Raw genomic sequence first — 14,422 nt, 5'->3', positions numbered from 1 at the left:
AATATGATGTTTATTCTTTTGATATTGAAAAATAATTAATTAAATTTTGAGGTACAAAGAATCAACACAATATTTTATCCTCCATTATTAAAACACAAGCAAAATGAATAGAATACCAGGTTTACTGGTTTTGGCTGTAGTAATATTGGCTGCTCTGTTCCTCTATTCCAATCCTGAAGTATTGGAAAAAATTTGGCTATGGATGATAGGCTTTATAGGTTACTTAGCTATACTATTTGGAAAAGGGTATGAAAAAATAAAAGACTTGTTTACTACTAGTCAAACTACCAAGGAAGAAAAAAATACAGATCAAATTCTGAATCCAAGTATTGAGAAATTTAAAGAGGCCTTTAAGCCTGATATCAAAAAAGTAGAAACCTTATTAGAAAGTCAGGAAGTAAATTCACTTCCCGATTCATTGATTACTATACTTAGATATATAGATGATGGAAATACTACTTTGGGACTAATGTTCATTAACAAGGTTTTTTTCGCCTATACCCTTGAGGACACACACAAGGATGAAAAAGTCCCTGGAGGTACAAGGATTCCAGAAGGACATTACAAACTGGGCATCAATCCCAATTTAAGTCCCTTGACTCAAAGGTATAGAAATAGGTTTGACTGGTTTTCCAACCATATAGAGATAAAAGGAATACCTAATTATGACCTGGTTTACATTCATATCGGCAACAGTCACAAAGACACCAAGGGCTGTATTTTAATCGCTGATGGCGTAAATGCAAGCCAACCTGAAAAAATGATCCTTCAATCACAAAAAGCATTTGAAAGGTTTTATAGGTATATATTTCCAAAAATCGATCAAAATGAACCGATGGCTATTAATATCCTAAATGAGGAATGGTTTGAAAAGATTTCCAAGACTCCCCAATTAGAAAAAGCCTAATAATAGTTAAATCATATTAGAAAGACCACAGACCGAAACACTACATGGAAAATGCCACTTCAACCCCTGAAAATCAGGACAAAAAGTCATCCTTAATATCGGAACGCAATTATATTTTTATCCATATTGCGGCGATAGTAATCATAATGCTTGCCACACTTATATTCATAGTGCCAGGCATGGAAACAACCAACTATACTTTTGCCAATGGATTCGTTGTTATTGTTGCTTTGAGTTTCATTTATGGGCTAATAGCAAGGCATATAAGTCCTAAAGTAAAAGACCGAAACCCTAACTTTAATCCTTACCATACCTTTTTCTTCCGGGGAACTGTAATCCTATCCATTATCCTGGTCATTTTCGCTGTATTAGGAGCGCTGTTTGTATATGTAGAACACGACAATCTTTTCCAGGCTGTGGGCCTTGCCACAACAGTTATATGGATCGCCTTGTTCTTTATTTATTTCATGTGGTCGGTTTATCATTACAATATTAACTACGGACTTACAGATCAGGACTGGCAGCGTATATATGATTTCAGGGACATGCACAGCAAAGGTATACCGGTTAAACCTTCCGATTTGGAAATGCCGGAATACAACCCTTATAAAAGTCAAACTTTTGGCCTTCCTCCCGGGACAGTAAGAGGTATGATTGCTTTTACCCTTTTGATGGGAGGCATGTCACTTTTGATTGTCAGTTTTGGTACTCAGTATTCCGGTGTGGATGCTGCTCTATTGAGTCAGCAGTTTGAGTTTTTTGAAACAGCTTTTTTAATGATGATTGCTTTCTATTTTGGTGACAAGTCTTTGAAGTACTTGAGAGACAGGTGGACTCCAAAACAAATGAACAATCAAAATGGACCCAGCAATCAAAGTGAAAGTGGCACTTCTAACCCTTCGGGTCAAGCAAATTATTCGTCCATACCAATGGACAATATGGAAATTGACAATGCCTATTTTGAGGAAGAGGACAGGAATTTTTCCATTGAAAATGGCTTGCTAAAAGAAGAAACCCCAGCAGCTACACAACAAAGGTCTATTCTTTCAACCTCTTTTGAAACCCAACCAGAAATAAGTCTGCATAGGGAGGAATATGTTCAGATAAAAGACAATACCAATAGCAAATTGCTTAGTGATATGGATATCAGAATAGCATTGGATGAATTGGAAGAGAAGGACAATATCAAGATAAGCTTACCTGTCATCAAAGCGATTGTAAAGGTAGAGTCTGCTGGGCGTGGTCACCTTAGTGATGGAAGGGCTAAAATTCTATTTGAGGGGCATAAATTCTGGTACTGGCTAAAAAAATTCAACAAAGACCCGAAAGCTTTAAGTGTTGGCAACGAAGACATTATTTATGAAAAGTGGACGAGAACACATTATCGCGTAGGGATAAAAGAGTATGACCGCTTGGAAAAAGCTAGAAAAATAGACCCAAAAGCAGCAATCTATGCCACTTCCTGGGGATTGTTTCAAATCCTCGGAGAAAACCTAGAACATAATATAAAATCACGCAATTATCAAAGTGTAGAAGAGTTTGAAGCACGGCAACATGAATCAGAATATTTTCATTTTCTGGATTTTCTGGCCTTTATAAAAATCAAGAAGGTCAGAGGGAAAACCCTGATAAACTACATTTCAGAGGAAAATGAAGGGAATTATGATTGGGAGTCCTTCGCCTATGGATACAATGGAAGTGGCTATAAAGTCAATGAATACCATACTAAAATGAAACACTTTTATGAGCAATTCAAAAAGGAGCAAACATGGACAGCTTAAAAAAGCATTTGCTTTATATGGTAACCTTTGTCTTCATTGTCTTTGCATCCTCAAGTTGTAAAGAAGAACAAAGAGGATTGGTCATTGGGAAAATCCAACAAGCCAGTGATCTGGTTGTGACCGAATTTGTTGTCGACAAAGTGGTTTTCGGAAGAAAAGAAAAAAACATATTCTTTGTACCTATTAATGAAGCATCTTTTTTAGCCTATTCAAGGGCTAAAATTAAAACTGGTATTAACCTGGAACGAATACGAGAAGAAGATATAATAATCGACGGAAATAAGATAACCCTCCATTTACCTACAATCGAGGTAATTAATTTCTCCTATCCGCCGGAGGATTTCGTGGAAGACTCATTGGTTTCAAACCCTAAACGCTTTTTAAATTCAATCAACCTGGAGGATCAGGAGACCTTCTTCAGATTAGCTGAGATGGACATTCGCTCCCAACTCCCCTATATGGGTTTGGTAGAAACCAGTCAAAATCATGCTAGAAAATTGATGTTTACCTTATTGAAGAGCTTTGACTTTGAGGAGATTTTCATCCACTTTAAAAGTGATTCTTTGAAAGTAAGACAAATACAGATACCTGACAATACTACAAACCCATGATACGTCAAATCCTTGGTAGTGCTCGCCTGATACTACAGATACTGTTGGTAGTCGCCGCAGTGGTTTTGATTTACATGTGGAACCCGATGAATGTATTTGGGGGAAAGGCAATTTTAAAGCCTACTGCCAATATGGTTTCAGAAATTAGAGAAATAGGACAAATGATAACCGCCGAATATTATGGTGAAGTTTTGACCTCTATTGATGAAGTCCAAATTGACTTTCAAAAAGAACCCGAAATAGCGCAACTGGCAGAAGCAACCTATGATATAATAGCCGAAGAAATAATAAACCTTAGAAATTTCCACTTACTTACTGTAGAGCAGCGACTAGAAATTGGCGACCCAGAGAAACAGCTCAAAAGACGAGATCGAAATAAAATATTAGTAGACAAGGTTGGAAACAACAATGTCCTGGAAAAACTCAACTATCTAGGTGATTGGGAACAAACCAGCAGATTGATCTTCTTTGAAGAGATTATGACTTTTATTTACCTGAAACAAAATGGTAAATCAGATGAAATTACAGATCCACTTAGGGAAAATAGGCTTCGGAAAACATTAAAAGAATGGTACGGGTCTGAAGGAGACAACACATGGGATCCAGCAACCTTTACTACGGATTACTTTGCAAGTAAATTATCAGATCGACCCCGTAGTGAAGCTAAAAAAAGGCTGGCCATGATTGGTAGAGGCACTGTAAAAGCTGGTTTTGATTTCGAAGAATTGCAAAGCCATATGTATTACCTGAATGAAGAAGTGGGTGAATTACATATTTTTGGCCTTGCCCCTAAAATACTTAATGCAGATATCAACCCTTGGTTTATTCCTGAGAAAGGAATTCCTGGATTTGATTTATTGAGTTACAATGGAAAGGTGGATTTTAAGGACAGTAAAAAGGTCAAAATCTATGCCGTCCAAAAACTTAAGACAAATGCTCGGAAAGCTGGGATTATTGAACAAGCTGAATTGAATGGTGGTCAGACTATCGGTCGACTTATCAATTTACTTACTGATGTGGAGGTTAAAAAAGTCTTTTTCCATCATGATGAACTCATTGATTTGACCAAAGAAATTCAAGAAGATCGATTCATAAGTTATGAGGAGGCCACTTTATTCGAAAATCACTTAAAATCCGAATTAGAGAAAATCGATTCCCTAAGAGAAGCAACAGCGGACCGCTATAACAACAGAAAACTTGCGGATACAAAGTGGAATACCATGGTGCAAATGCTCAAACAGTTACAAACTTATGAGTTTGAATCCCAAGTTTCACCTTATAATTATTTTGCTACATTATGGTATCGCATTGCTAAGGATGGATTAATTGATCAGGAAGAATGGTTAGCAATTGAAGGGGAAAATAAACCTAAAACACCGCAAAAGGAGCAATATGAAAAACTTTGGATAGGAAGTGATTCTTTGCTTCTAAAGTCTCAGTTCAATGAAGGTCTTTACCAAATTATAAAAGATTCAATACCTATAGGTAAATACATTCCTGACACCTTATCCCTACAAAAATGGACAGCTTTAACCGCTGTGGATTCCAATTCCATATTCAAAGAGGTTACTTTTTTACCAGAAGAAAAAGTAGCTTATTATCATTTTGAACAGGATAAAGATACAAAAGAGAAGCTTACACAAATGATTGGGTTAGAAAAGTATCAACCTTTAGAATGGGAAAACTGGATTACCAACAAAGAAGTCATTCTAAGAATTCCCAAGCCGGACACAGTCAACACCTTAAAAGCAAACTCTTCAATGTTTTGGTTGGTGGATAAAAATGCAGTAGATCAGCTTATCCAAATCAATATACCCTTGGATCAATTGACCTATCCCCTATTATTAAGTATGGGTGGGCAAGATAAACCATATACCAACATGGTGATTGGCAATCATATTGTTTTTAAATCTTCAGATAACCTTAGTTTAGAACTCGAAAGCCCCAATTCAAATCCACCAAGTGGATTGTCCCAAAAACAACTGGAAGGCCTTGAAGCCCATTTAATTAAATTGTACACTGATCACGATTCCTATCATAATCGAGACTTCCTAACGAAGGCTAATCGATGGTTTACCAGCAAAATGGAAAGTAAAGCTGGCATTCTAGACAAATTCAAATAATAGCAAACGCTTAGATACCCTCTAATTGAAATTATCCGATAATGATTATTATCCCTTTTTGAGGAGTCTTATATAGAGCAGCCTTTGTATTTTCACTGCAAAATAGAATCTATGATATCTGTTAACGATTTTCGGTTTTACCAAGAATCTAAGGCAAAGTAAAGCGTAGAGATTTTGTCAGCATTGTTGCAGCAGAAAAGCAAAAATACCGCCAAAATCTCGATGTTTTTATCAATTAACAAGGGCTAACACCCTTGATATTGATATTCTCCCCCTTGGGGCTGGTGAATATATAGCAAACAAACGTTCTTCATTTCCCTATGATTGCCATATACTTCTAAAAGAGGTAGATGGACTTAGACAATTGGTTTTTCCAATTTCAATCTGGAAATGATTCTATCTTTTTATAGAAGGTCTATAACCTATTTCGGATTTAAGGTTTAAAGTAAGTTTCAAATACATTCCCAGCAAAAAACTTTCCAAATTCCCCTATCGCTTTCCTTCCTTCTTCGTTGTTTTTAGGATGTAGGGATTTAACTGTTCTTAATTGCTTGAGTAAGTCCGAAACTTTAATTACCAATTTGCCTTTGCCCACAATTTTACCCCCAGGCAAATTGCCTTCGTATAAGGTGATAAAAAGCGTGGTGGTGTCCTTCCATGCATCCACAACATTGTTATTGTAAATGTCCTTAAACCCTTCGAAAAAGTAATTTTCGCCTGAAGGACTAATTAGCTCCGCATTATAATTCATGCGTTTTCTTTCTTTATCTCCTTCGTCCTGGATAAACAAATTAAAAACCCCATTGTAAGCCGAAAGAGGCTCTTTACTAATCGCTGGAGCAATCATATTTCCAATCATCCTTCCAGCATGATTCTCATCTGCGACGAAGGCATCAATGTCTTCTGTTTGTATGGTTAAGGTAAATTCAAAAGTGTTGTTATCTATCTTTCCTTTAGCAAAGCCTTTTTCAAAATCTTCTGTTTCTCCTAAGCCTATAAAGCCTTTCATGGTTTCGGTAAACTGTACTCCTGTACCGGATGTTTGTTCCCCATCTAAATTAGAAGGAACAGCGAAGTCATAATTCAACGCATACCCCTTCTCTTCTGCTATTAGCTTGCAACTTCTTTCTGCCAAGGCACTAATAGTTAAAAGAGGGTTGGTTCCTACTGGCCTGGGAATAATTGCGCCATCCAGCACGTACAAACCCTCATGCAAATCAGTGCCATTCTCACCAGCAAAGACTTGTCCTTTGTGATTCACGACTCCTGTTTCTGCACTTTCTCCCATGCCGCATCCACCCAAAGGGTGAACGGTTACCAGGTCATAATTCATCAAATTGTTCCAGGTTGGATTAGGTATTTTTGTGCCGCCAAGCGCCTGGGTAGCACTGAACATTTCCCCATTTACCTTATTAAAAATCTCCTGCTTACCTACTCCCTCCCAGTTAAGGGTCAACTTGCCTTCATCATCCATTTTCATGGTACCATTACCATCATCATGGGTCATGACAAGGTAAATTTGTGTATGGGCTAAGGCGCCATGGAAGGCACCCAGGAATAGACTTCTAATTTCCCTGAACTTCTCTCTAAAATAGTCTTTAAAGCCTCTGTCAGTATCTTTTCCTGCTAACCTCGAAAAAGCAATCAATGCATTGGGCATTATGCTCCTAATCGGCCCAGGAATTGTCCCCTCTTCAAGGGTCATGCCATCCTCCAGGTTATCTCGCTCCCTAAGGTCTATCACACTGGTAATACATGGCCCCACGTTGGCAATCTGGTCTGTGCCTTTGTTACCTAAGCCTATTCCGTTGATTCTTTCGTCATTGTTATAGCCAAAGCCAAGAACATCCCCATTACCTGTAAACCTCATTCCCACCCTATTGGAAACTTTCAGCCCCATTTTCGCTGACCTAAATAATATTTCCGTTGATCCCAAAGAGCCAGCACTAAGTATTACATTCCTGGCTTTGATAAACAAAAGCGGTGCATCAAAATTGTCCCTACCAATGCCAATCGGATGATAATATACCTGCCAATGCCCTTGTACCTTTTTTACGTACCTGACATTTATAGAGGTGAAAATATCGGCTCCGTGATTGTAAGCGTCTGGCAAATAATTCATTGCCGTGGTATTTTTTGCTCCTACATTACAACCCGTAACACAGTCCCCACAATTCGTACACTTCGCTTGCTTTACACCAACATGGTTGGTTTTGGTTTCAAAGTTTACGTTAATATCCAATAGACGAAATGGAGAAGACATAAAATCAGCGGATTTACGCATGGCTTCTGTCTTCTTAAGTATTGGATAGCCATTCTTATTCTCCGGATAGGGATTAGGTTTCAGCATTTCTCTTGCTCTGCTTACTCCCTCTTCAAATGATGCCAGGTCCTTCCTTATTGCTTCAGGCCACATTGTATCCTGCATCACCCTATCCTCTGGCTTGATGGAGACGTTGGCATTTACCAAAGATGTTCCGCCGAGACCACATCCCTTAAACACATTAATGCCATTACCCATGGTGAATTCATACAGTCCATTCTTTTCAAGACTGGTGGATTTACCCTTTATAAAATTCATTTCTTTCGAAGCATTCAAAAGGGAATCTGGAAATTCACCGGGCAAAAATTCCTTGCCCTTCTCAAATAGACAAACGGATTGTCCTGATCGAGCCATCCTTGATGCTGAAATACTTCCTCCATATCCTGATCCGATGATTACATAATCGTATTCAGGCTGAATGCTGGCCAGGGGTTTAGCTAATTTTTTCATTTTTTATAAATATAGGGTCCTCTATCAATTCATAATTTATGGGGCCACCCTCAAAATGTGGTTTGTCCTCAGCCCCAACTTGCTTCCAATTGCTAACTACTTTCTTCACCCCAATAGGGTAAATGGTTAGCCCCTCCTTATCAATTGAAATTCTTAAAAAGTTCTTGTACCCCTCCCAACGGTAGGAGGAGGATGCTTCTGTAATGTGGTTTTTTAGTAGCACAACACTTATGGTCAAATAAAGACCGAAAAAGAAACAGCTGAATAGCCCACCAAAAAGAATCATTTCAGCACTAAATAGCAATATGGTTAATCCTTCATCAACCCCCATATTCCAAACATTAAGGTTAAGGTAGGAAAAGAGCCATAGGAGAAAATAAAAATTGACCAAATGTAAAAGGCCATGAATGACTCCAGCAATATAATTTAGGTTCTTTTTACCCGAACTGGTATCTGTAAACATTACAATACCCACAAATAACAAAAGGTTGAGAAATAGTGCCGTGGGAAAATGTAGTAAAGTGTTACTTATGGCATTAACTATCTCTGGAAGCTCATTGTTAAACAGATTGTAACTGGACAGGTTTTCCATCAAGGTGGTGTCATCTGTCATCCTCGTTTGAAGTATATAGGAAGTAAAAACATTGTAAATACCGAAAAACAACAGCATTGTTCGGCTAAAAAATGGAAACGCCAGGTTCAATAAGCTTAGCTTGACCGAACTGGATTTTGGCGGGAAGGTCTTTTCCAGTTTGGCCTTCCTGTTATGGATGCCATTTATTTCTTCTTTCAAGGTATGGGTTGGATGCATGAAGGCACCACCGCCTCCTGCTGTTATCAATTGACAGGGCTTGGCTTCATCCTTTACCGTTTCATACCTCGCATAATGGTGTAAATCTCCTGTTAAAATGACCTCAATATTTATATTCTTATTTTTCTCCTCGTAATCTTTATCTCCTTGACCTAAGAGAACCTTGTCAATAAAAAACTGAAGCCGATCAAAGGAGCCATTTTCCAGGTCAAATGATTTGTAAACCCAGGAAGGTTCTGAGGTACACAAAATCACCTTACTATTGGCGTTAAAATGCTCTTTTGCCATTTCTTTAAAATAGCAAATTTGAGGAAAATCAATATCAGCATTCAATTGGATATCAATCGCTATTATCCAATAATCATAGGGTAATTTGAGTGCAAAATAACTTCGTTTCTGTTGGGTTTTCCAATTGCCAAGGGAACGCTTTTGTGTAAATAGTCTTAGAAAATTTGTCAATCCATCATACCAATCATGGTTGCCAGGGATAGCAAAAACATCTGGCCTGACACTATTTATTTTATTCTTAGGAAAAGCAGCTGCATAAGGCCCTCTTAGCCTATTGTCATATTCAATATTTTCAGGAGTAGGGTAAACTTCATCACCACCCATTATCAAAATATCACCCCTTTTCACGGTTTTTCCCCGAAGCGTTAAAGTATCTCTGGCCAATAACTTGGCAAGCGTAAAAGTGGGGTTAAATCCATCACCTAAGTCAGAGATATAGTCAAACCATAATTCCTCTTTCTGGGAATAATCAAACGGCTTGGTTTCCTGATCGAGTGCAGCTTGTAGCTCTCTTCTATCTGCAAAATTACCGAAAACGGATGACAACACTGTTTTGACACTTGTGAACGCCAACTGCTTAGGGTCATACCAATTGACCATTGGTTTTCTCTCAAACTTCATTTTGTAATATTTTTTTTATCATTCCAAATTTAAATCCTATGCCCCCATTTGAACCGCTTTTCTTTTTGGCCAAACTCAGGCCTACCCCTTTAATTCTAGAGAAAAAGGATTGGTGGAGCTTTCCTTCCATGAAAACTATTTCCTCTTCTCCTATTAATGAATAAACCTTTACCTCTACAGATTTAAAAGCAAGCCCCATTAACCAGGACCAAGGGTTTGAGCAGCGCAAATCAGCCTTTAACAAATAGTCCTTTTCATTGTAGCTCATATTGGTTTCAATCTCTATCAATGTTTCACCGGAAGCTTTTCCGTTCACTGTAACCTTGGTAAGTCCACCAATGATTTCCTGTTCAATAGCTTTCAAATAGAGACTGGAAAAAGCTTCCATGGTTTCCACTCCATTCACTATGGTTTTGCGCAGAAAAATATAGAAATCAACTTGATGGTTTTTGTCCTTTAGTACAAGCTTTCCTGAGAATTTCATGGGCAGGCATATATAATCACCAGAATTAGTCGTCTGCGTAGCCCTGAAATCAAGAGAATCCCCATTTTCAGGTTTCTCTTGGAGGTACTTTTTTGTATCCTGATAACCCATATTAATAAGGGATCTTGCTGTTATTTTCTTTAGAAACAATTCAGGATCAAGTGGTAAGGGTAGTTTTGGTTTTATTATAAATACTTGAATAGGCCTGGTTTGGCCAAAGGGAGAATGCCCAAGTTCTATAAGTTTATTTATCCATTTAATTTGTTCAAATTCTTCAAACAAGGCACCATTAGCGCTCATTTCTATAGAGTGAACATATTGATTAAGAGAACCGGGTAAATAGGCAGGATAATTGCCAATTCCCCAAATAAGCCAAATGTCCTCTGCTCCTCTTTTGACGGCTTCCAACAAGTTGGCATCCTTTATCCAAACTGCATCAATAAACCAATCATTCTTGATTTTTAGGGCCGGCATTAGGATGGGTAAAGAAACGCCAGCCAACAAATGATTTTCTTCTAGCTGATCTGTCAAAATCGTATCTACCGTCTTCTTTGTGAAATTACAAACTGAAAAAGTAACTGGTAATTTCAATTCTTTGATCTTTGGTACACTTACCTCAAAATGTGGTAAGATCTTGTCCCTAATCCCATCAGCATCGCCCAAGGCTCTGAGTTTCCAAGGGGTAAAGTATTCTTTAAGGCTTATTAGTGAGGTAAAATGATTGAAGTTTAATGACTTCCACTTTTTAATAATTTTATCTACAGGATGACCTGAAGCCAGCATGGCTGCGTTGAAAATACCCCCGGAAGCACCATCTGCATGAGAAAAGACGAGCGCTTCTTCCTCCAACGCTTTCATAACACCAGCCTGATAAGCAACACGCATCCCCCCACCGGCTAATATTAATGTTCGTTTTGGGTGTTTGTCATTTTGTTGGTTATTAATTAACATCCTGATTGTTACGTTAAATTTTGACCCTTTTATTTCTGTTTTAAATTAACAGAATGCGTACATAGATAAAAGGCCTGTTAAGTAGTGGAAGCATTGAGCACTCTCAAATAGACAATGAAAACAACTCCTGAGAAAAGATCAAAAATGGCTACAGACATGGCCAGGATCGAAAACAAACCGTTAAACACGCCAATACTTACCGCTATAAATGCTCCAAACTTTTGAAGTGACGCCCATAACATAACCTGTTTATTGGTTATCGAACTGTAAACAGCATGCAGCACCATTCCACCAAAGAGCGCCATGAACATACCTACAATTGCAAAGAAATGAGCTGAGGAAGGTGTAGGGACTTCCTTGCCGATAAAATCAAGCATAAATGACGGTGCCAGCATTTGGGCTACACCAGAGACCAGTGTTATAAACGCTATTAATACCACTAGCAATTCTGTGTACCGGAAGGATAAACCTAATATTTTTTTCTCATCCATTGTTTTGGTTTTTGCTTTTAGCTTTGGCAATAAAGAAATACATCGTTATTAGCCACATTATAGTAAGGATGATCCAGCGAAGGTCATTTAGCCACATCCATTCAGAAAGCAATGCTTGCAAGGTGCCTTCATCCGTTAGGCCTGCTTTAAACTGGTTATTAACATCTTCAATATAGAGTTGCTGAATCAATACAGGGGCTAAAAGTCCCGGAATCCAAGCAATAGGAACCCACCTAAGTCCAGATTTCCATTCCGTAATCAGCATGATCACCAAAGCTATGGCCATTATGGGAATAGACACAAAGAAGAATTTTGTCGCCAGGTCCGTTTGAGGTATAATGGCATCATAATAATTGGTAAGGTTCAAGGTTTTTGGATAATTCGGAAACCAGAAATAATGCAATGACCAGAACATTCCTAAATAAATAGAGGAACAAAAGAAGATGTAGGCATTATTGATATCTAATAATGTTTTTTTAAGGGACTCATCTTAAATTAAATTTTTAAATACGAAATTTTTCATAATCAGAGATAGATGGGGCTGGTAGCCAATCCTCTGTATATCCAAGTGGGTAAACGGACTCTAAACCTTCGGTCATAACTTCCGGTGGTTCATCATATGTCATAAACCAGGAATCGAAATGATCATCCAATATCCCATTGGTTTTGGGCATAAAAGTGGTAAAAAAGGGATCTGGATTGATATCGATATGCTTTAAAGCGGCTACTTTAGGATGATCTCCAATAAAAAGACTTCCTTTCGCCTTTCCCAGTAGATTAATCCCTGCCTTTGATTCAAAATAAATATAGGATGCCATAAGCATATTCCTAAACCTGCAGTAATTGGTTGCCCCTACTTTTAGCTTGATCGAAGGAGATTTGGGTTTATTAATTTCTATTCTGAAAGCAAACTGCCCATCCTTTTCGTACTGACTTGTCACTTTGTCTTCGGTGACTATAAAATCAAGGTTGGCTTTGTGCTTGGGCATTCCCCATATCCCTTTTCCTCCCTTTACCGATATCTCACTGCTTACTGGAAGATCCAAAATGTATTGCCCAGTACCGTAATGCCCCAATAAAAGGGTATTTAAAATTCTAGGGGCTGGTTTTGATCCATGGGTACAAGCGATAGCAATGCTGTATTCTATGTATTTACCAATACTTGTATCAAGGTAATTGATAATGGTTATCATCAATGCTGCCCGGCCATTGGGCAATTTCATGGCATGAATTTCATTTCCAGGCAAAAGGGCGTTGGCTTTTTCCCAATCGCAGGAAAATCCTGCCATTAAGGCTGGGGATTCTGTTGAGCTTACAGGCATGGTATAGGGAATACCATCTACCAATGCATATCTACCGGTATATTTTTTAATTCTTTTTGGGGGCATAATGGCTTATCATCCAAGTTCAAGTTCATTTATCATTTTAGGGAATACATCCTTATGTGCGTTTTTTCCAAAAAACACATCCAAGTGACTGTAATCCTCTAATAAGTACAATTTATGTAACCCTGGTTGTAATTTATTCAGGTATTCAAAAGTGTTCTCCTGACTTTGGGGTAAAAAGCATTTATTCTTCTTACCTGCAAACAATACGAACCTTGCCTTCGTCATTGGAGCCTTTTCAGTATAACCTCCTGCACCCTCTTCATGTCGGATCAATGCGCCATTTGCAACACACTTTTGCATGTGTGAAAAAAAGCTTAGTGGAACATGTGCAAACTCATATTGTATCCAATCTTTGGTTTTGTCATCAATATTGTCAAGCTCCCATAATGCTGGAAAACCCGATCCATAGGTAAAGCTGACCATTTTACCGACCATAGAATCCTTTTCCCAATGCGTTGCTTTCACTACCCTTAAGATCATTTCAGATTTAAAATCAGGGGCTCTCAATCCCCATTGTGGATCCAGGTATTTAAAGAATTTGCTTACAAGGGGCACCAGCAATTTCAGTTTGATTTTAGAGTAAAAAGGCACTACGGGATGTAAGGAAACCGCATTGCTAATAATTAATTTCACCTCAGGGATGAGCCCAAGTATGGAGGATATCATAAAACTGGTGCTTCCCTGGCAGTGAATAATTGCCATTATTTCTTTTGATCCCGTGCGTTCGACAACCTTTCTTACTGCTGCGGGATGATCATTTAGCGCTACCTGATCTAAATTCCACTCATTTGGTTCAAAGTCAACACTGCCTCTCCAGTTTTCTAACCAAACATCATAACCCGCTTCTGCTAGCGCATGAATAATATTATTGCTGGAAGGAGGATTGAATATATTACTACTAACCCCTGCACCATGCACCAATAAAACAGGCCCTTTTGTTGCAGAGGGAGACAGTAGATGCTTCAAGTCACACTGGAAGCCATCTAAAGATTCAAAGGGTATGGTTTCAAAATAATGACTCATTTATCAAATTTTCCTTTTCTAAATTTAACAAAATAAAATTAACATCAAATGCCATTTCTTCAAAAATATAACTAATAATCCCTAGAAATATACTATTTAAGCAATTTTCATTTAAGATTAAGCAACCAATTGTGTTTGATCCTAAAATAAACAATAGCCATTTTATTACC

At 38.1% G+C, this 14,422-nt stretch carries 11 protein-coding genes; 4 read left to right on the top strand and 7 right to left on the bottom strand.

The window, feature by feature from the left end:
- The first annotated feature begins 103 nt into the window (after positions 1-103).
- The 4 genes from ADICYQ_RS25880 to ADICYQ_RS07805 are packed head-to-tail and all read left to right on the top strand — an operon-like array spanning position 104 to position 5,422.
- On the top strand, positions 104-907 hold the full coding sequence (locus ADICYQ_RS25880; RefSeq protein WP_020892117.1) for a DUF5675 family protein: 804 nt from the start codon (positions 104-106) through the stop codon (positions 905-907).
- Between the two features lie 44 nt (positions 908-951).
- Positions 952-2,688 (top strand): N-acetylmuramidase domain-containing protein, encoded by a 1,737-nt coding sequence (locus ADICYQ_RS25875; RefSeq protein WP_051160150.1) that lies wholly within the window; start codon positions 952-954, stop codon positions 2,686-2,688.
- Positions 2,676-3,299: a DUF4230 domain-containing protein gene (locus ADICYQ_RS07810; RefSeq protein ID WP_020892115.1), complete on the top strand. Its 624-nt coding sequence runs from the start codon at positions 2,676-2,678 to the stop codon at positions 3,297-3,299. Before ADICYQ_RS25875 ends, ADICYQ_RS07810 begins: the two co-directional genes overlap by 13 nt.
- Positions 3,296-5,422, top strand: coding sequence for a DUF4230 domain-containing protein (locus ADICYQ_RS07805; RefSeq protein ID WP_146948093.1), 2,127 nt, complete (start codon positions 3,296-3,298; stop codon positions 5,420-5,422). The genes ADICYQ_RS07810 and ADICYQ_RS07805 overlap by 4 nt, the downstream gene beginning before the upstream one ends.
- Before the next feature lie 433 nt (positions 5,423-5,855).
- Here the strand turns inward: ADICYQ_RS07805 and ADICYQ_RS07800 are convergent, their stop codons facing one another.
- The 7 genes from ADICYQ_RS07800 to ADICYQ_RS07770 form a co-directional block, all read right to left on the bottom strand.
- Complete coding sequence (locus tag ADICYQ_RS07800; protein WP_020892113.1) at positions 5,856-8,195, bottom strand: GMC family oxidoreductase; 2,340 nt, start codon at positions 8,193-8,195, stop codon at positions 5,856-5,858.
- Positions 8,179-9,915 carry a metallophosphoesterase gene (locus ADICYQ_RS07795; protein ID WP_020892112.1) on the bottom strand — a complete coding sequence of 579 codons (1,737 nt, stop codon included), beginning with the start codon at positions 9,913-9,915 and terminating at the stop codon, positions 8,179-8,181. The genes ADICYQ_RS07800 and ADICYQ_RS07795 overlap by 17 nt, the downstream gene beginning before the upstream one ends.
- A complete protein-coding gene (locus ADICYQ_RS25870; RefSeq protein WP_051160149.1) occupies positions 9,905-11,350 on the bottom strand; it encodes a patatin-like phospholipase family protein in 1,446 nt (481 codons plus the stop codon). Before ADICYQ_RS25870 ends, ADICYQ_RS07795 begins: the two co-directional genes overlap by 11 nt.
- Before the next feature lie 77 nt (positions 11,351-11,427).
- Positions 11,428-11,841: a hypothetical protein gene (locus tag ADICYQ_RS07785; RefSeq protein WP_020892110.1), complete on the bottom strand. Its 414-nt coding sequence runs from the start codon at positions 11,839-11,841 to the stop codon at positions 11,428-11,430.
- Complete coding sequence (locus ADICYQ_RS07780) at positions 11,834-12,256, bottom strand: hypothetical protein (protein ID WP_235114482.1); 423 nt, start codon at positions 12,254-12,256, stop codon at positions 11,834-11,836. Before ADICYQ_RS07780 ends, ADICYQ_RS07785 begins: the two co-directional genes overlap by 8 nt.
- Before the next feature lie 88 nt (positions 12,257-12,344).
- Positions 12,345-13,229, bottom strand: a complete 885-nt coding sequence (locus ADICYQ_RS07775; protein WP_020892108.1) for an acetoacetate decarboxylase family protein — start codon at positions 13,227-13,229, stop codon at positions 12,345-12,347.
- A gap of 9 nt (positions 13,230-13,238) precedes the next feature.
- Positions 13,239-14,252 carry an alpha/beta fold hydrolase gene (locus tag ADICYQ_RS07770; protein ID WP_020892107.1) on the bottom strand — a complete coding sequence of 338 codons (1,014 nt, stop codon included), beginning with the start codon at positions 14,250-14,252 and terminating at the stop codon, positions 13,239-13,241.
- Positions 14,253-14,422 lie beyond the last annotated feature (170 nt).

Source organism: Cyclobacterium qasimii M12-11B (assembly GCF_000427295.1).
Taxonomy (GTDB): Bacteria; Bacteroidota; Bacteroidia; order Cytophagales; family Cyclobacteriaceae; genus Cyclobacterium; species Cyclobacterium qasimii.
This window is presented reverse-complemented; position numbering and strand designations above follow the sequence as displayed.